This is a genomic window from Burkholderia sp. BE17, from assembly GCF_009362305.1.
Taxonomy (GTDB): Bacteria; Pseudomonadota; Gammaproteobacteria; order Burkholderiales; family Burkholderiaceae; genus Burkholderia; species Burkholderia pyrrocinia_C.
In genome coordinates, this window is sequence record NZ_WHNU01000011.1 from 99,413 (window position 1) to 116,578 (window position 17,166).

15 protein-coding genes are annotated in these 17,166 nt (G+C 66.1%); 10 read left to right on the forward strand and 5 right to left on the reverse strand.

Annotated features, from left to right (window positions below; translation table 11 throughout):
* On the forward strand, positions 1–1,242 hold the full coding sequence (locus GD429_RS11980) for a mechanosensitive ion channel family protein (RefSeq protein WP_152857118.1): 1,242 nt from the start codon (positions 1–3) through the stop codon (positions 1,240–1,242).
* 55 nt (positions 1,243–1,297) lie between these two features.
* Here GD429_RS11980 and GD429_RS11985 read toward each other — a convergent pair whose 3' ends face one another.
* Positions 1,298–2,719, reverse strand: a complete 1,422-nt coding sequence (locus tag GD429_RS11985; protein ID WP_321574553.1) for a PLP-dependent aminotransferase family protein — start codon at positions 2,717–2,719, stop codon at positions 1,298–1,300.
* Positions 2,720–2,874: 155 nt separating this feature from the next.
* Between GD429_RS11985 and GD429_RS11995 the strand changes: the two genes are divergently transcribed.
* The 6 genes from GD429_RS11995 (at position 2,875) to GD429_RS12025 (ending at position 9,125) form a co-directional block, all read left to right on the forward strand.
* Positions 2,875–5,199, forward strand: a complete 2,325-nt coding sequence (locus GD429_RS11995) for an FdhF/YdeP family oxidoreductase (RefSeq protein ID WP_152857120.1) — start codon at positions 2,875–2,877, stop codon at positions 5,197–5,199.
* A 12-nt stretch (positions 5,200–5,211) separates the two neighbouring features.
* A complete protein-coding gene (locus tag GD429_RS12000; protein ID WP_152857121.1) occupies positions 5,212–6,132 on the forward strand; it encodes a bestrophin family protein in 921 nt (306 codons plus the stop codon).
* A 130-nt stretch (positions 6,133–6,262) separates the two neighbouring features.
* Entirely contained in the window at positions 6,263–6,592 is a 330-nt protein-coding gene (locus GD429_RS12005) for a hypothetical protein (protein WP_152857122.1), read from the forward strand.
* A 252-nt stretch (positions 6,593–6,844) separates the two neighbouring features.
* On the forward strand, positions 6,845–7,177 hold the full coding sequence (locus GD429_RS12015; protein WP_152857123.1) for a sugar ABC transporter ATPase: 333 nt from the start codon (positions 6,845–6,847) through the stop codon (positions 7,175–7,177).
* Between the two features lie 130 nt (positions 7,178–7,307).
* Complete coding sequence (locus GD429_RS12020) at positions 7,308–8,897, forward strand: ABC transporter substrate-binding protein (protein WP_152857124.1); 1,590 nt, start codon at positions 7,308–7,310, stop codon at positions 8,895–8,897.
* An 18-nt stretch (positions 8,898–8,915) separates the two neighbouring features.
* The gene (locus GD429_RS12025; RefSeq protein WP_227791619.1) at positions 8,916–9,125 is read left to right on the forward strand and encodes a hypothetical protein; all 210 of its coding nucleotides are present in this window, start codon (positions 8,916–8,918) and stop codon (positions 9,123–9,125) included.
* On the opposite strand, the gene GD429_RS12030 is transcribed toward GD429_RS12025, so the two are convergent.
* The 4 genes from GD429_RS12030 to GD429_RS12045 all read right to left on the reverse strand — a co-directional run bounded on the left by GD429_RS12030 (position 9,118) and on the right by GD429_RS12045 (position 13,783).
* Positions 9,118–10,425 (reverse strand): Nramp family divalent metal transporter, encoded by a 1,308-nt coding sequence (locus tag GD429_RS12030; RefSeq protein ID WP_152857125.1) that lies wholly within the window; start codon positions 10,423–10,425, stop codon positions 9,118–9,120. The two genes, GD429_RS12025 and GD429_RS12030, sit on opposite strands and share 8 nt — an antisense overlap.
* Positions 10,426–10,517: 92 nt before the next feature.
* The gene (locus tag GD429_RS12035) at positions 10,518–11,774 is read right to left on the reverse strand and encodes an oxalate decarboxylase family bicupin (protein ID WP_152857126.1); all 1,257 of its coding nucleotides are present in this window, start codon (positions 11,772–11,774) and stop codon (positions 10,518–10,520) included.
* Between the two features lie 422 nt (positions 11,775–12,196).
* Positions 12,197–13,531, reverse strand: a complete 1,335-nt coding sequence (locus tag GD429_RS12040; RefSeq protein WP_152857127.1) for a type II toxin-antitoxin system HipA family toxin — start codon at positions 13,529–13,531, stop codon at positions 12,197–12,199.
* A gap of 3 nt (positions 13,532–13,534) precedes the next feature.
* Complete coding sequence (locus tag GD429_RS12045) at positions 13,535–13,783, reverse strand: helix-turn-helix transcriptional regulator (protein ID WP_321574554.1); 249 nt, start codon at positions 13,781–13,783, stop codon at positions 13,535–13,537.
* A gap of 252 nt (positions 13,784–14,035) precedes the next feature.
* On the opposite strand from GD429_RS12045, the gene sapR reads away from it, so the two are divergent.
* From sapR to GD429_RS12060, 3 genes are all read left to right on the forward strand, one after another.
* Positions 14,036–14,911 (forward strand): sap1 transcriptional regulator SapR, encoded by an 876-nt coding sequence (sapR, locus tag GD429_RS12050; RefSeq protein ID WP_152857129.1) that lies wholly within the window; start codon positions 14,036–14,038, stop codon positions 14,909–14,911.
* 27 nt (positions 14,912–14,938) lie between these two features.
* Positions 14,939–15,502 (forward strand): D-alanyl-D-alanine dipeptidase, encoded by a 564-nt coding sequence (gene ddpX / locus GD429_RS12055; protein WP_034180278.1) that lies wholly within the window; start codon positions 14,939–14,941, stop codon positions 15,500–15,502.
* A gap of 61 nt (positions 15,503–15,563) precedes the next feature.
* On the forward strand, positions 15,564–17,165 hold the full coding sequence (locus GD429_RS12060) for an ABC transporter substrate-binding protein (protein WP_152857130.1): 1,602 nt from the start codon (positions 15,564–15,566) through the stop codon (positions 17,163–17,165).
* Position 17,166 lies beyond the last annotated feature (1 nt).

Genomic DNA, 17,166 nt, shown 5'->3' on the forward strand with positions numbered 1-17,166 from the left:
ATGACCCTGAACGAATCCTGGTTTGTGCCGCTCGTCGGCATCCTCGTCCTGCTCGCCGCCGCCGGTGCGATCACCGCAGCCGTCCATTTCCTGCTGTTTCGCGTGGTCGCGCGGCTCGCGCGGCTGTCGGCCACACGCGTCGACGACGCGCTGTTCGAGTTCGGTGCGTTCAGGTGGCTGAACCGCATCGTCCCGTTCGTCGTGATCAAGCTCGGCCTCGGCGCGGTGCCCGGCATTCCGGACACGGCCGCGCAAGTCGCCGACAAGGTGCTGTTCGCGCTGCTCGTGTTCCTCGTGACGATGACGATCAGCGCGACGCTGTCCGCGCTCGAACACACGCATCGCACGCACCATCGCGACCAGCCGCGCCTGTCGCTGAAAGGCGCGATGCAGCTTCTCAAGCTCGTGATGTTCATCACGGCCGCGCTCGTCGTGATCGGCGATGCGACCGGCAAGCAGATCGGCCTGCTGCTGTCCGGCATCGGCGCGATGTCCGCGGTGCTGATGCTGATCTTCAAGGACACGCTGCTCGGCCTCGTCGCGGGCGTGCAACTGTCGTCGAACGACATGCTGCGGATCGGCGACTGGATCACGATGCCGTCGGCCGGCGCGGACGGCACGGTCATCGACATCACGCTGAACACCGTGAAGGTCGCGAACTTCGATCACACGATCATCACGGTGCCGACCTGGAAGCTGATTACCGAGAGCTACCAGAACTGGCGCGGGATGACCGAGGCGGGCGGCCGCCGCATCAAGCGCGCGCTGTTCGTCGACGCGACCAGCGTGCGCTTTCTCGCGAACGACGAGATCGAGCGGCTCGAACGCCTGACGCTGCTGAAGGACTATCTCGAGGACAAGGTCGACGCGATCGAGCAATGGAACGGCACGCTCGGCGCGGCCGGCGACTGCCCGGCAAACCGCCGCCAGCTGACGAATCTCGGCACGTTCCGCGCGTATGTCGCGAACTACCTGAAGGGCCATCCGCGGATCCGCCGCGACATGACGTGCATGGCGCGGCAGTTGCCGCTCACGGCCGAAGGCATTCCGCTCGAACTGTACTGCTTCACCGATACGACGTCGTGGGTCGACTACGAGACCATCCAGTCCGACCTGTTCGATCACCTGATCGCGGTGCTGCCGGAGTTCGGGCTGCGCGTGTACCAGCACCCGTCGGGCTTCGACATGCGGCAGATGGCCGGCGCCGCGCAAGCCGGGCTGCCGGCACCGCGCGCGGGTTGATATGCGACACGGCGGCCGGTCATCGGCCGCCGCCTGCCTCCGGGCACAGCGGCACTCACCGCGCCGCGCACTCCGACGCGAGCCGCCCCAGCACCTTCAGCGCTTCCTCGATCTGCCGCGACCACGGATAGCTGTAGTTGAGCCGGATGAAATGCCGGTAATCGGTGCCCGCAGAAAACATGTGCCCGGGCCCAACGGTGATCCGCTGAGCGAGCGCGAGCGTGTAAAGCTTCATCGCATCGACCTGCGGCGGCAGCTCGACCCACAGCACATACCCGCCCTGCGGCTGCGACAGCCGCGTGCCCTCCGGAAAGAACCGCCGCACCATCGCGCTCATCAGGCTCGCCTGCTGCGCGTACTGCTTGCGCATGCGCCGCAAGTGGAAATCGTAGCCGTCGTGTTTCAGGTACTCGGCGATCGCCAGTTGCTCGATCGCGGGCGTCGCGAGCGTGTTCAGGAATTTCAGCTTCTCGACCTGGTCGCGGTAGCGGCCCGGCATCGCCCAGCCGATCCGGTAACGCGGCGACAGGCTTTTCGTGAACGACGCGCAATGCAGCACGAGCCCTTCGCGGTCGAACGATTTCAGCGCGCTCGGCGTCGTGTCGCCGAAGTGCAGCTCGTGATAGACGTCGTTCTCGATCGCCGGCACGCCGTGCTTCGCCAGCAGCTCGACGAGCGCGCGCTTGCGCGCGTCGGGCATCTGGAAGCCGAGCGGGTTCTGGAAATTCGGCATCACCATGCACGCGGCGATGCGCTCGCGCGCGAGGATCCGTTCGAGCGCGTCGAGATCGATGCCGTCGCCCGGGTGCGTCGCGACTTCGAGCGCGCGCATGCCCATCCGCTCGATCGCGTGCAGCATCGCGTAGAACGTCGGCGACTCGACGGCGATCGTGTCGCCCGGCTTCGCGACGGCCTGCAGGCACAGGTTGATCGCCTCGGTCGCGCCGATCGTCACCACGATCTCACCCGGCTCGACCGCGATTCCGCGCTCCGCATAACGCCGCGCGATCTGGCGGATCAGCTCCTGGTTGCCCGGCGGCAGATCGTCGATCACGCCCCAGCGCGTACGGCGGTGCCCGATCGCCTGTGCATGGCGCGCGAGGCGCTGCACCGGGAACTGCGATGCATCGGGATACGGCGAGCCGAGCGGCACCGCGTCGTCGCGCGCGATCGAGCGCAGCGTCGACAGCACGAGCCGGCTCACGTCCACCGCCGACGGCTCGGCGGCCGGCGCCGACATGTGCAGTTCGGCCTCGGCCGGCGCCGCCGCGCGCGCGCGCACGAAATAGCCCGACTGCGGCCGGCTTTCGATCAGGCCGCGGCTTTCCAGCACGAGGTACGCACGCAGTACCGTCGTGACGCTGAGCTGCTGCTGCCGGCTCGCCTGCCGCACCGACGGAATCCGTTCGCCGGGCCGGTACACGCCGCGCTCGATCTGCGCCTGGAGATCGTCGGCCAGTTGTTCGTAACGCTTCACGGGACTTCCTTTCAACTTCCCTTCGCCAACACAGTTGCGATCCGCACTGCCTGAATGGCCGAAACTGTACTCTTTTTTGAAGTGAACAGGTGTACACACAGTCGCACGGGCGCCGCGCGTACTCTGCACGCATCGACCCCGACACCTGTTGCACCATGAAAAAGAAATCCGCCACCGCGCGCATCGAACCGTACACCCACCCGGCCGCCGGCTGGGGCGCGCTGAAAGCCGTCACGATCAACCTGATCAAGGAAAAGGTCGCCGGCGGCAACTACCGCACGCTGCTGCGCCAGAACCAGCCGGACGGCTTCGACTGCCCCGGCTGCGCATGGCCCGACCGCCAGCACGCATCGACGTTCGAGTTCTGCGAGAACGGCGTGAAGGCGGTGGCCGCCGAAGCGACGAGCAAGCGCGTGACGCCCGAATTCTTCGCCGCGCATACCGTCACCGAGCTGCTCGAACAGTCGGATTTCGAACTCGAACAGCACGGCCGGCTCACCGACCCGATGGTGTACGACGCGCAGACCGACCGCTACGTGCCGATCGCATGGGACGACGCGTTCGAGTTGATCGCGCGCCACCTGCGCGCACTGCCCGACCCGAACCAGGCCGCGTTCTACACATCCGGCCGCGCGAGCAACGAAGCGGCGTTCCTGTACCAGTTGTTCGTGCGGCTATACGGCACGAACAACTTCCCCGATTGCTCGAACATGTGCCACGAGGCGACGAGCCGCGGGCTGCCCGCGTCGGTCGGCGTTGGCAAGGGCACCGTCACGCTCGACGACTTCGAGCACGCCGACACGCTGCTGATCTTCGGCCAGAATCCCGCGACCAACCACCCGCGGATGATGGGCGAACTGCGCGAATGCGCGAAGCGCGGCGCGACGATCGTGTCGATCAACCCGCTGAAGGAGCGCGGCCTCGAGCGCTTCGCCGATCCGCAAAGCCCGCTCGAGATGCTGACGATGTCGGGCACCGCGATTGCATCGACGTTCATCCAGCCGACGATCGGCGGCGATTTCGCGCTGATCAAGGGGATGGCGAAACGCGTGCTCGAACTCGACGACGCCGCGCGCGCCGCCGGTGCGCCGCGCGTGCTCGACACCGCGTTCATCGGCGAGCACACGGCCGGCTTCGACGCGTTCGCCGACGACCTGCGCAACGAAAGCTGGTCCGCGCTGACGGCGGAAAGCGGCGTGCCGTACGAGCAGATCGACGGCCTCGCGCAGCGCTATGCGCGCAGCGAGCGCGTGATCGCGACGTGGGGCATGGGCATCACGCAGCACAAGCATTCGGTCGCGACCGTGCAGATGCTGACGAACCTGATGCTGATGCGCGGCAACATCGGCCGCCCCGGCGCGGGCCTGTGCCCGGTGCGCGGCCACTCGAACGTGCAGGGCAACCGCACGGTCGGCATCGAGGAAAAGCCGTCACAGGCGTTCCTCGACCGGCTCGGCCGCGTGTTCGATTTCGAACCGCCGCGCCACCACGGCTACGACGTCGTCGAGACGATCGAGGGGATGCGCGAAGGCCACGTGAAGGTGCTGATCGGCCTCGGCGGCAACTTCGCGATGGCGACGCCCGACACGCCGCGCACGTGGGAAGGCATGCGCCGCTGCGACCTGTCGGTGCACATCACGACGAAGCTGAACCGCAGCCACCTGATCCACGGCCGCGACGCGCTGATCCTGCCGACGCTCGGCCGCACCGAGATCGACCTGCAGGACAACGTCGCGCAAGGCGTGACGGTCGAGGATTCGATGAGCATGGTCCACGTGTCGTACGGGATGAACAAGCCGGCGTCGCCGAACCTGATGTCGGAGCCCGCGATCGTCGCGCACATGGGCCACGCGCTGTTCGGCGGCGGCAAGATCGACTGGCTCGCGTACAAGGACGATTACGCGAAGATCCGCGACGCGATCGAGGCGACGCTCGACGACTTCTACGACTACAACACGCGCATCGCGCGGCCGGGCGGCTTCCACCTGCGCGTCGCATCGCGCGACCGCGAATGGCTCACGCCGACGGGCAAGGCGAACTTCATCGCGCACGCGCTGCCGACCGACACGCCGATCCAGCGCGCCCGCGCGCTGCACGGCGAACGCCTGATGACGCTGATGACGACGCGCTCGCACGACCAGTACAACACGACCGTCTATGGGCTCGACGACCGCTATCGCGGCGTGTTCGGCCAGCGCCGCGTGGTGTTCGCCAACCGCGACGATCTCGCGATGCTCGGCCTGAAGGCCGGCGAATGGGTCGACATGGAAACCGTGTGGCACGACGGCATCGAGCGGCGCGCGGACGGCTTCCTGCTCGTCGAGTACGACATCCCGCGCGGCTGCATCGGCGCGTACTACCCGGAAACCAACCCGCTCGTGCCGCTCGACAGCGTCGGCGACGTGTGCAATACGCCGACGTCGAAGTCGGTGCCCGTGCTGCTGCATCGCGCGGCCGCACCGGCATCGATCGCCGCATGACGGAGCCCGACGATGATCGTTCGCCCGCGCGAGCACTGGCTGAGGATGCTGCTCGTCTGGAACGGCTCGGTACTGCCGACCATCCTGCCGCAGCTCGTGCTGACGCTCGCGATCAGCCTCGTCGCGGTATGGGGCGGCGGCCGCGTGCTCGGCGAGAAGGTGCCGCTGAACCCGACGCCGTTCACGCTGATCGGCCTGACGCTCGCCATTTTCGCGGGGTTTCGCAACAACGCGAGCTACGACCGCTATCGCGAGGCGCGGCAATTGTGGGGCGGCGTGCTGACCGCCACGCGCACGCTGGTGTCGCAGGCGCTCTGCTACGGCGCGGTCGATAAGGACGACGATGCACGGCGCGCGTTCGTGCGGACGGTCGTCGCGTTCGTCTATGCGCTCAAGCATCAACTGCGCGGCACCGATCCGGCCGCTGACCTGCGCGCGCTGCTCGACAGCGGCACCTACGCGCGCGTCGCCGCCTCGCGGTTCCGCCCGGTCGCGATCGTGCACGGACTGCGCGAAGCGTTCGCCGCGCGCGCCGATGCGGGCCGCCTCGCCGACACGCGCCTGTGGATGCTCGACGCGCGCCTCGACGATCTCGTCTCGATGGTGAGCGGCTGCGAGCGAATCGCATCGACGCCGATCCCGTTCTCGTACGACGTGCTGCTGCACCGGACCATCTATGCGTACTGCGTGCTGCTGCCGTTCGGCCTCGTCGACTCGATCGGCGCGGCGACGCCGTTCGTCACCGTGTTCGTCGCATATACGCTGATCGCGCTCGACGCGATCGCGCACGCGATCGCCGAGCCGTTCGGCGACGGGCCGAACCACCTCGCACTCGATGCGATCACGCGGCAGATCGAACGCACGCTGCTCGAACTGAACCGCGAGCCGCTACCGGCTGAAGTGACGCCCTGCCGGTCGTATCGGCTCAGCTGACACGCTGCAAACGGCAGACGTAACGAACGCTTGCAATCGATACAGGTTGGAACGTCAACAGCCGGCGCCGGCCGCGCGTTTTTTCATCAAGCGCCCACGATTCGGGCGTACAACGACAGGAAAAAACACCATGCGAGCCCTTACCCGCCATCTCGCGATCGCCGCCACCCTGATGTCGGTACTGACCGGCACCGCGTTCGCCGACACGCCGTGGCAGCAGGCGCATCCGCGCCGCGAAGAGGTCAACCAGCGTCTCGCAAACCAGAATCGCCGCATCCATCACGAAGTGAAGGAAGGCGAGATGTCGCACGCACAGGCCGCGCGCCTGCACCGTGACGACCGCAAGATCCGCCAGGAAGAGCGGGACATGGCCGCGCAGGATCACGGCCACATCACCAAGAGCGAACAGCGCGTGCTGAACCAGCAGGAAAATGCGGTCAGCAACAAGATCGGCCAGTAAGCGACCACAACAAGCGCCCAATCGCCATCGCCTGAAACGCCCGCTGCCGCCATGCGGCAGCGGGTGCTTGTTGTTGTATCGAATCGTTTCAACGCGCGATCTGCGTCAAATGCCGCGGGTATACTCCGTCGTCAGCCGCTCGCCGTATTCGACCGTCAAGGACGGCCCGATTCCGGGCGGTTTCGTCGCGAAGCTTCGCGTTTCGCCTCCCCCGCGCCCCAGCCTCGATACGAGACACTCGACGATCCGACCATGAAACGATTCCTGCTGCTCCTCCCCGCCGCCCTGCTCGCCGCCTGCGGTTCCGCCCCTTCGTCCAACCCGGCCGCATCCGGCGCAGCGCCGATGATCTACGTGTCGTCGCAACGTCCGGCCCACGCGATCGCCAACTGTCTCGACAGCCGCCTGTCGGGCACCGAGCAGTCGCAGCACAACGGCGTGACCGACATCGCCGTCGGCTCGAACGCGTACTTCGTCACGCTGACGCCGTCGGGCAACGGTTCGGTCGTCAAGGTCGTGCGCGGCTCGGGCAGCGAGCCGCCCGAGGAAGCGATGCGCTTCGCGATCGCGCGCTGCGTGATCTGATCGACACCTGCCGGCGCCGGGCGCCCACCCGGCCCGCTCCCGCGCGCCACCGCGCGCGCATCGAATATTTTCATCCGGATAGCCGTCGATGAGAGAATCGCACCCACGATTCCCTTTCGATGGAGCCCGCATGAAGCACCTGCTGTCCCGGCTGTTCGTCAGCACCGCGCTCGTCGCGCTTGTTCCGGCGTTGCCGGTGCAGGCTGCCACGCCGCCCGGCATCTTCGTCGTCGCCACGCAGCTCGGCGAATTCACGACCCTCGACCCGAGCGGGATCTACGAACTGGTGCCGTCCGAGTACGTCGCGAACACCTACGAACGCCTGGTGCGCGTCGACCTGAAGGATCCGACGCGCTTCGACGGGCAGATCGCGCAATCGTGGACGGTCGGCGCCGACGGCGTGACCTACACGTTCAAGCTGCGCCCCGGCCTCACGTTCCATTCCGGCAACCCGGTGACCGCCGACGACGTCGCGTGGTCGCTGCAGCGCACCATCCTGCTCGACAAGGGGCCGGCCGGCGTGCTCGCCGATCTCGGCCTCACGAAGGCGAACGTGATGCAGAAGGTGCGCATGCTCGACCCGCAAACCGTCGTTCTCGAGACCGACCGCAAGTACGCGCCGAGCTTCGTGCTCAACGTGCTGAGCGCGTGCCCGGCATCGGTGTTCGACAAGAAGCTGCTGCTGTCGCACCAGCAGGGCAACGATTTCGGCAGCGGCTGGCTCAGGACCAACGACGCGGGCTCGGGTCCGTACCAGCTCGTCAAGTGGACGCCGAACGAAAGCATCGTGCTGCAGCGTTTCGACAAATACCGCACGCCGTATCCGATGAAGCGCGTCGTGCTGCGCCACGTGCCCGAAGCGTCCGCGCAGCGGCTGCTGCTGGAGAACGGCGACGCCGACGCCGCACGTAACCTGAGCCCCGACAGCCTCGCCGCGCTGACGAAGGCCGGCAAGATCAAGGTCGCGTCGTGGCCGGTGTCCGCGCTGCTGTACCTGAGCCTGAACACGAAGAACCCGAACCTCGCGAAGCCCGACGTGCAGCAGGCGATGAAATGGCTCGTCGACTATGACGGCATCCAGCGCAACATCGTCAGTACCACCTACAAGGTGCATGAAAGCTTCCTGCCCGAAGGCTTCCTCGGCACGCTGAACGCGCGGCCGTACAAGCAGGACGTCGCGAAGGCGAAGGCGCTGCTCGCGAAGGCCGGCTTGCCGAACGGCTTCGACGTGACGATGGACATGCCGAACGACTATCCGTACCTCGAGATCGCGCAGGCGCTGCAGGCGAACTTCGCGCAGGGCGGCATCCGCGTGAAACTGATCCCCGGCGATGCGAAACAGGCGATCGGCAAGTACCGCGCGCGCCAGCACGACATCTTCATCGGCGAATGGTCGCCCGACTACATGGACCCGAACAGCAACGCGCGCGGCTTCGCGTGGAACCCGGACAACTCGGACCAGTCGCCGACCAAGATGCTCGCGTGGCGCAACAGCTGGGACATTCCGCAACTGACGAAGGACACCGAGGCCGCGCTCGTCGAACCGTCGCCCGCGAAACGCGCGCAGCGCTACGAAGCGCTGCAGAAGGCCGTGCTCGCAAACTCGCCGTTCATCATCATGTTCGAGAAAGTCGTGCAGGTCGCGACGCGCCCCGGCGCGACCGGGCCGGAAATCGGGCCGATCAACGACCTCGTGTCATACCGGACGCTCGCGAAGTAATCGCGGCCGCGGTGCGAAGTGCTGGTCGACGGGCACGCGCAGCGCAACGGCACCGAACCGATGGTGCATTTCTGGTATCGGGTCGCGGCCGGCGCCGTCATCACGCTGCGCTGGACGAGCCTCGGCGGCCAGCAGTGCAATGCGATCTGGCGGCTGCGCGCAGCACCGGACATGCAGCACAGCAGGCGGCGGCCCGGCGGTCGCCGCGCACCGCCGCCGGTCAATTGAATGCCGCCCACACCAGATACGCATTCAGCCCGACGATCACGATCGTCGCCGCGCCGGCGACGATCCGCAGCGGCATCCGCATCGCGTAAGCACCCATCACGTCCTCCCGCGCCGACAGCATCAGCAGCGCGATCATCGGCATCGGCAGCACGAAACTCAGCACGACCTGGCTCGCCACCATTGCGCGCGTGACGTCGCAGCCGAGCGCGACCACCGCGAACGCGGGTGCGATCGTCACCGCGCGCCGCACCCATACCGACATGCGGCGGCGGATGAAACCCTGCATCACGACCTGCCCGGCCATCGTGCCGACCACCGAACTCGACACGCCCGACGTCACCAGCGCGACGAGAAACAGCGCACCGGCCGCCGGCCCGAGCACCGGGATCAGCGTGTGATACGCGTCGCCGATGTCGGTCATGCCCGGCGCGCTCAGGTGGAACGCCGACGACGCCATCATCACCATCGCGAGATTCACGAACCCGGCCAGCCCGAGCGCGACGACGACCTCGCGGTTCGAGAAACGCACGAGCCGCCGCCGTTCCGTGTCGTCGCGCGGCACGGCGCGATCCTGCGTCAGGCCCGAATGCAGATACAGCGTGTGCGGCATGATCGTCGCGCCGATGATCCCGACCGCGATCGTCAGCGCCGCATGATCCGGAATCTGCGGGACAACCAGGTGGAACGCGGCCGCGTGCCAGTCCTGCGGCGCGATCAGCAGTTCGCCGAGATAACACCCGCCGATCACGCCGACCAGCGCTGCGATCGCGGCTTCCAGCGGCCGGAAGCCGCGCTTTTCGAGCGCGAGGATCGCGCAGGTCGCGCATGCCGTCGCGATCATCCCCGCGAATAGCGACAGGTGGCACAACAGCCCGAATGCGAGCGCGCCGCCGAGGAATTCGGCGAGATCGGTCGCCATCGCGGCGATCTCGGACGCGGCCCACATGCCCCACACGACCGGCGCGGGGAAACGGTCGCGGCACAGCTCCGCGAGATTCCGGCCGGTCACGATGCCGAGCTTGGCCGACATCGCCTGGAACAGCATCGCGATCGCGTTCGCGACCAGCACGACCCACAGCAGCCGGTAGCCGTACGCGGCGCCGGCCTGGATGTTGGTCGCGAAGTTGCCGGGATCCATATAGCCGATCGACGCGATCACGGCCGGGCCGACGAACGGCAGCAGCGCGGCGACACCGGTGCGGCGACCTTCCAGCGCGGCGCGCGCGGCGCCGTCGGTGCGCTCGGGAGACAGAGCCGGCAGCGCGAAGCCGCCAGCGGGTTTGCTCGTGACGGGAATCATGGTGTGGTTCCGTTCGGATAAGGAAGGCTTGCAAGGAAGCAGGCGCCGCGGCCGGCCTGCCGCCTGCCGGCCACGGCAGGACGACGGTAGCGTTACAGCGGCACGACGTCGGGACGGTTGCGCGGAAACTGCGCGATCACGTCCGGCGCGAGGTTCAGGTGCGCCTCGACGAGCTTCGGCGGCGTGTGCGCGAGCCAGTCGGACAGCGACACCTCGGCGTAGCGGTCGGTCTTGAAGATCTCGAGGAACACCAGGTCGGTCTTGCCGGTGTTCTGCACGTAGTGTCCGAGGCTCTTCTTCACGTAGCCGACGTCGCCCGCGCGGAAGTCGGCGGTCTGCGCCTTCGGCCCCGTGTCGAACACGGTCATCCGCGCCTCGCCCTGCAGGTAGTACTGCCATTCGTCCGCGTTCGGATGCCAGTGCAGCTCGCGCATACCTCCCGGATGCACGGTGACGAGCGCCGCCGCGACCGTCGTCGACACGTTGAAGTTGGTGCTGTCCGCGATCCGAACTTCGCCGCCGCGCGTCTTCCTGACCGGCTTCATGTCGCCGAGCGAGAAGACGAACGGATGCGGCGGCGCACCGGCCGACGAAGCCGACGCGCGCTGCGCTTGCGCGAGCGGGCCGGGCTCGTCGCCCTGGAAGATCCACAGGTTGTCGAGCGGAACGTTCCTGAACGCATCGGCCGGCACGCCGAAGTTCAGCGCGAGCACGTCGGGCGGCGTATGCGCGATCCAGTCGGTCAGCAGCAGCGTATTGAATTCCGACGCACGGCCGTTATCGAACGCGAGCAGGAATTCGGCGCCGTCGGTGCCGAGGCCCTGCAGCGAATGCGGCAGGCCGGGCGGGAAATACCAGAGATCGCCGGTTTTCACGTCCTGCACCGACGGCCGCCCCAACTCGTCGAGCACCGTGATCCGGCAGCGGCCGTCGAGCATGATCGCCCACTCGGCCTGCTGGTGCCAGTGCATCTCGCGAATGCCGCCGCGCGTCAGGCGCATGTTGACGCCGGAAATGGTTTCCGAAATCGCAAAATCGTCCTGCGTGACTTCGCGCGCCCATCCTCCATTTTGAATTCGTTTATGGGCATTATTGAACGACGCCCAGAATAATGGCATCCCGTTGATATCGGTGGCCGGCGGATCCTGAAAAGACGGAAACTGGTTGGCGATTGCCGGATTTTTCGGACCCGGGTCGGTCAGGCTCTGGCGGTTGCGCGCATTCACCTCACCTTCCGGCGGACTGTCCGGATTGCCGAACGAGGCAGCCTTGGCCGATACCGCGATGCCCGCCGCGGCAATGGCGCCGGCCGTACCCGCCAACATCTTGCGTCGAGAAAGATTCGTCATGATTTCCTCTTCATTCTTGCGATTGAGCGAATTTCCATTACGGAATACTTGCCGTTTTTCGGATTATCGAAAATCAAACATCCCGTGACGCAAGTTAAATCCAAATCGCCGCGAAACTTAAATGAATTATTAACCTGAATTAATGATTTAATCTGATCGACTTTAATTTTGTAATTATTGCGGTGCGGAGGGATGCCGGGCGGCGACGGATGTCGGCGAATCGGTCAGGTGCGGTGAATGCGGAAATACGACCGCGGCAGGTCGTGATGTCACGAATGGCGACGAGAGACGATTGATGCGCACAACGCGCGATCACCGATGCGATACGATGCAGTCGATTCGGATAACTGATCGTGAAAAACGGAAAACAGGCGAATGCCGATACGTCGAACATCGGCTAACCGGGCCGCGCCGGCCACGGTTTACTCCCGCGGCATGTCGGCGAGCCGCTGCGCGGCGAACCGCAGTCCACCCAGAATGCGTTCCGCAACCCTCGCCGGAAAACCGGGAGGCAGTGCAGCGCCGACCGACTCGATCACGTGCGGCGTCATCGCAATGAGCCGTTCGACGATCGGCGTCGCGATATCGCCGAGCAGGCAATATTCGGCCATCGCGGTGAAGTGCCGTCGCGTGATATCGCGCATCGCATAGTGCTTGCGCTTGCCGTGCACGGCCATCGCGAGCTTCGCCTTGTGCCACGACCACTGGTTCGCGCCATCGCCCTCAACCGGCCAGATCGACATCACGTCGTAGAGCGGCGTGAGGCGGAAACGGCCGCCCGGCAGCAGGCGCAGGCTGAAGTTCTTCGCATGCCCGTCCGGTGCAGCGAGCATCCAGAACACGATCAGGGCCGCGAACAGTGTGTCGATATCCTCGCGCGCCGTTTCCGAACGGCGCAGAAGGCCCGCCAGGTCGGGCACGCCGGGGCCGCCCTGCGACTCGTACTTCAGGTGAGGCGGCACGCCGAGCGCCTGGCAGAAATCTTCCTGCGGCAAGCGCAACAGCCACCCGCCGTCACGATGCAACACACGATCGAACCGTTCGACCGACAGTACCTTGTGCGCGCCGAAACGCACGATTTCCGCACCCGCCGCGGGCAGGCCGAATGCTCGCAGGATCGCGAGACACAGCCACTCGTTCTCGACGGAGGCCGTGAGATCGGCCCGCTTGTTGCCGACCAGCCCGAGCGGCAACTTGAGAATATGCGTCGTCGGCGTGGCGCCATGCGGGCGCATCCAGCGCCCGTCGTGAAACAGCAATGCGGTCTTTTCCTGCGCACCGGCCAGCGACAGCCGGAAATCGTCGTCGTCTTCGGCCCCCGTCGCCACGCCGCTCGCCTGATCGAGCACGCGTACGACGTCCTCGTCCGACAGCGGCGTACCGTCGATACGATCCAGGCCGGTTGGCGCATCGTCTTCGCCGAGCAATTGCACCGCCCCGACGCAGTCACGACCGAGCGCGGCAAGCAGATCGAACGGCTCGGTCGTCGCCGTGCCGAACCTGGCGGCCAATCGGCGCCGAATGGCGTCACTGTCCGGAAGCAGGTTGTCGAAGTAATGATTGACGCGTTCACCGCGCAACGGGGCATCGCCGACACCAAACGGCAGCGACAACGACAACGGGCGGCCGACGGCCGACTGCTTCCAGCCGGCGTCGTACAGCAGTTCCATGTCGCCGCGCGCGGGAATCCGCCAAGTCCCCACCCTCTGGCCATTCGTCCAGATCGACAGCGCGCGAGTGTGCGATTTGCGTCCCATCGCTTACCACTCGACGTCGGCTGCGTCGCGCCCGTCCTTCGTGCGGATGCTGAGTTCGAGACCGTACAGCGCTGTCAGCTCGAGCAACTGGCTGAGCGACAGGCTTTCGGTACGCGTGGTTTCGAGCAGCGACAGACGCGACTGGCCCACGCCGATTCGCACTGCCGCTTCGGCTTGCGTCAGACCCTTGGTTTGACGCGCGGAAGACAGGATTTCGCCCAGTTGCGCGGGCGTATTGACGATGAAATTCACGGCGCGTATTCCTGTAGGCAATAAACGCAGTATATTCCTGACAGGCATAAACGCAAATTATTCCTCACATGCATAAACGAAAAATATTCCTGACAGACATAAAACGTTCTTGCATACCACCCCCCGCCGCCGAACGCGCTTTCGACCCTATCACTCATCCTCACACCATAGTTTTTATCCGCTGGCGTGAATGATTTTGGCTTTGTTAGATAGATGACATTCGATCCTCAGACGACAACGATCTAACATCCGATGACCTGCGCGTTCGCCCGTACCGTCGAATCCCGCTATGCGGAGCTGACGCCGACCGCCAAGCGCATCGCGAGCTACATGCTCGCGAACCTCGACCGGCTCGGGCTCGAGACGGCCGACCAGATCGCGCAGCAGGCCGGCACGAGCGGCATCTCGGTCGGGCGCTTCCTGCGCAGCGTCGGCTACCGCAATCTCGACGACCTGAAGCGCGAACTGCGCGGCGGCGGCGATCGCCCGTGGATGATCACCGACCGGCTCGACGAATACCGCCGCGTCGCCGGCGCGCAACCGGCCGAAGGCAGCGGCAGCGACGGCACGCTCGCGTCGTCGCTCGAACGCGAGCTCGACGCGATCCGCCACGTGTACCGGCTCGCCGAAGGCCCCGTGTTCGCGCAGGTCGCCGACCGCATCGCGCATGCCGACGCCGTGTTCATCCTCGGCATCCAGTCGACGCGCGGGATCAGCAACGCGTTCAGCAGCTACCTCGAATACCTGCGCCCGCGCGTGTTCTATTCCGACGGCCAGTCGGGCTCGTACGTCGATTCGCTGAACTCCGAATTCGATCGGCCGTACTGCATCGTCACCGACACGCGCGCGTATTCGCGCAGCGCACGCCGCTATTGCCAGGCGGCCGCCGAGCGCGGGCAGCCGTTCGCGCTGGTCACCGATCTCTCGTGCCCGTGGGCGCGCGAATGGCCGGCCGACCTGCTGCAGGTGAAGACCGACGTGGGCCAGTTCTGGGATTCGCTCGCGCCGCTCACCTGCCTGTTCAACCTGCTGATCACGGCTGTCGTCGACCGCCTCGGCCCCGCGATCGACCGGCGCGTCGCACGCAACCGCGAACTGCAGCACACGTTCGACCAATTCGAATCCTGAGCGAGCCTGAACGAACCCGAACCGCCGATGAACGACCACCGCCTCGTCGAAATCACGCCAGCCACGCATCGCGTCGACATCGATCTCGTCTACGCGACCGACCGCAACCTGACCGGCAAGCCGATCTACCGCCGCGCGCACTGCCTGCTGCTGGAGCCGGCCGAAGCCGCATTGCGCCGCGCGGTCGACGTCGCCGCGCAGGCCGGCTTCACGCTGCGCATCTACGACGCGTACCGGCCGCCGCAAGCGCAGCAGGTGCTGTGGGATTTCCTGCCCGATCCGAACTTCATCGCCGATCTCGGCCGCGGCTCGAATCACAGCCGCGGCACCGCGCTCGACCTGACGCTGGTCGGCGCGAACGGCGAGCCGCTCGACATGGGCACGGGCTTCGACGAGATGGTCGCCGCGTCCGGCCACTTCCACGCGGGGCTGCCCGAAGCCGTGCAACGCAACCGCCTGCTGCTGCTCGGCGTGATGCACGCGGCCGGCTTCGCGCATATCGACAGCGAATGGTGGCACTACGAACTGCCCGGTTCGCACGCGTTGCCGCAGATCGACAACGCGGCGAGCGGCCCGTGGCGCCTGATGTGATGCACGTCCCTTTGCCGTTTTACGTTCACCCATTGCACGTTCACCTCACGATGGAGCGCACATGAAACCCCTGACATCCCGGCTCGTCGCGGCGCTGGCCGCCGCGTCCGTTCTCGCCGCCGTTCCGCTTTCCGCTGCGTACGCGGAAACGCCGAAGGACCTGTTCGTGATGGCCACGCTGCTCGACGAATTCACGACGCTCGACCCGGGCGAGATCTACGAGCTGGTGCCGGAGGAATACGTCGCGAACACGTACGACCGGCTCGTGCGCGTCGACCTGCGCGATCCGTCGAAATTCAACGGCGATGTCGCGCAATCGTGGACGGTGAGCACCGACGGGCTGACCTATACGTTCACGCTGCGCCCCGGCCTCAAGTTCCATTCGGGCAACCCGCTGACGGCCGACGACGTCGCGTGGTCGATCCAGCGCGCGGTGCTGCTCGACAAGGGCCCGGCCGCCGTGCTGACCGGCATCGGCCTCACGAAGGAGAACGTCGCGGCGAACGTGAAGAAGCTCGACGACCTGACGGTGTCGGTCACGACCGACCGCAAATACGCGCCGACCTTCGTGCTGAACGTGCTCGGCTCATGGCCCGCGTCGGTGCTGGACAAGAAGCTGCTGCTGTCGCACCAGCAGGGCAGCGACTTCGGCAACGCATGGCTGAAGACCAACGAGGCCGGCTCCGGCGCGTACAAGCTGGTCAAGTGGACGGCCGGCGACAGCATCGTGCTGCAGCGTTTCGACGGCTACCGGCTGCCGCTCGCGATGAAGCGCATCGTGCTGCGCCACGTGCCCGAAGCCGCGAGCCAGCGCCTGCTGCTGGAAAACGGCGACGTCGATGCCGCACGCGACCTGAGCCCCGACGATCTCGCTTCCGTCGTGAAATCCGGCAAGGCGAAGGTCGCGGCGTCACCGCAGGCGACGCTGCTGTATCTCGGCCTGAACACGAAGAACCCGACGCTCGCGAAGCCCGACGTGCAGGAAGCGCTGAAATGGCTCGTCGACTATGCCGGCATCCAGGGCAATGTCGTGAAGACGACCTACAAGGTGCACCAGACCTTCCTGCCCGAAGGCTTCCTCGGCACGCTGAACACGAACCCGTACAAGCTCGACGTCGCGAAGGCGAAGGCGCTGCTCGCGAAGGCCGGCGTGCCCGGAGGCTTCACGGTGACGATGGACGTGCGCAACGACTATCCGTACACGGAGATCGCACAGGCCGTGCAGGCAAACTTCGCGCAGGCCGGCATCAAGGTGCAGCTGATCCCCGGCGACAACAAGCAGACGCTCGCGAAATACCGCGCGCGCCAGCACGACATCTACATCGGCGAATGGTCGGCCGACTACATCGATCCGCACAGCAACGCGCAGGGCTTTACGTGGAATCCGGACAATTCCGACAAGTCGAGCTATAAAATGCTGGCCTGGCGCAACAGCTGGGACATCCCGCAGCTCACGAAGCAAACCGACACCGCGCTCGCCGAACCGACCGCTGCAAAACGCGCGCAGCTCTACCAGGGGATGCAGAAGGAAGTGCTCGCGCGCTCGCCGTTCGTGATCATGTTCGAGAAAGTCGCGCAGGTGGCGACGCGGCCCGGCGTGAGCGGGCTCGAAGTCGGGCCGATCAACGATCTCGTGTCGTACCGTAACCTGAAGAAGCAATAAG

Coding starts and splice junctions, on each gene's coding strand:
- GD429_RS11995 (WP_152857120.1), top strand. CDS start 2,875: ATGAAAAAGAAATCCGCCACCGCGCGCATCGAACCGTACACCCACCCG.
- ddpX (WP_034180278.1), top strand. CDS start 14,939: ATGAACGACCACCGCCTCGTCGAAATCACGCCAGCCACGCATCGCGTC.
- GD429_RS12005 (WP_152857122.1), top strand. CDS start 6,263: ATGCGAGCCCTTACCCGCCATCTCGCGATCGCCGCCACCCTGATGTCG.
- GD429_RS12015 (WP_152857123.1), top strand. CDS start 6,845: ATGAAACGATTCCTGCTGCTCCTCCCCGCCGCCCTGCTCGCCGCCTGC.
- GD429_RS12000 (WP_152857121.1), top strand. CDS start 5,212: ATGATCGTTCGCCCGCGCGAGCACTGGCTGAGGATGCTGCTCGTCTGG.
- sapR (WP_152857129.1), top strand. CDS start 14,036: ATGACCTGCGCGTTCGCCCGTACCGTCGAATCCCGCTATGCGGAGCTG.
- GD429_RS12030 (WP_152857125.1), bottom strand. CDS start 10,425: ATGATTCCCGTCACGAGCAAACCCGCTGGCGGCTTCGCGCTGCCGGCT.
- GD429_RS12020 (WP_152857124.1), top strand. CDS start 7,308: ATGAAGCACCTGCTGTCCCGGCTGTTCGTCAGCACCGCGCTCGTCGCG.
- GD429_RS11980 (WP_152857118.1), top strand. CDS start 1: ATGACCCTGAACGAATCCTGGTTTGTGCCGCTCGTCGGCATCCTCGTC.
- GD429_RS12035 (WP_152857126.1), bottom strand. CDS start 11,774: ATGACGAATCTTTCTCGACGCAAGATGTTGGCGGGTACGGCCGGCGCC.
- GD429_RS12040 (WP_152857127.1), bottom strand. CDS start 13,531: ATGGGACGCAAATCGCACACTCGCGCGCTGTCGATCTGGACGAATGGC.
- GD429_RS12060 (WP_152857130.1), top strand. CDS start 15,564: ATGAAACCCCTGACATCCCGGCTCGTCGCGGCGCTGGCCGCCGCGTCC.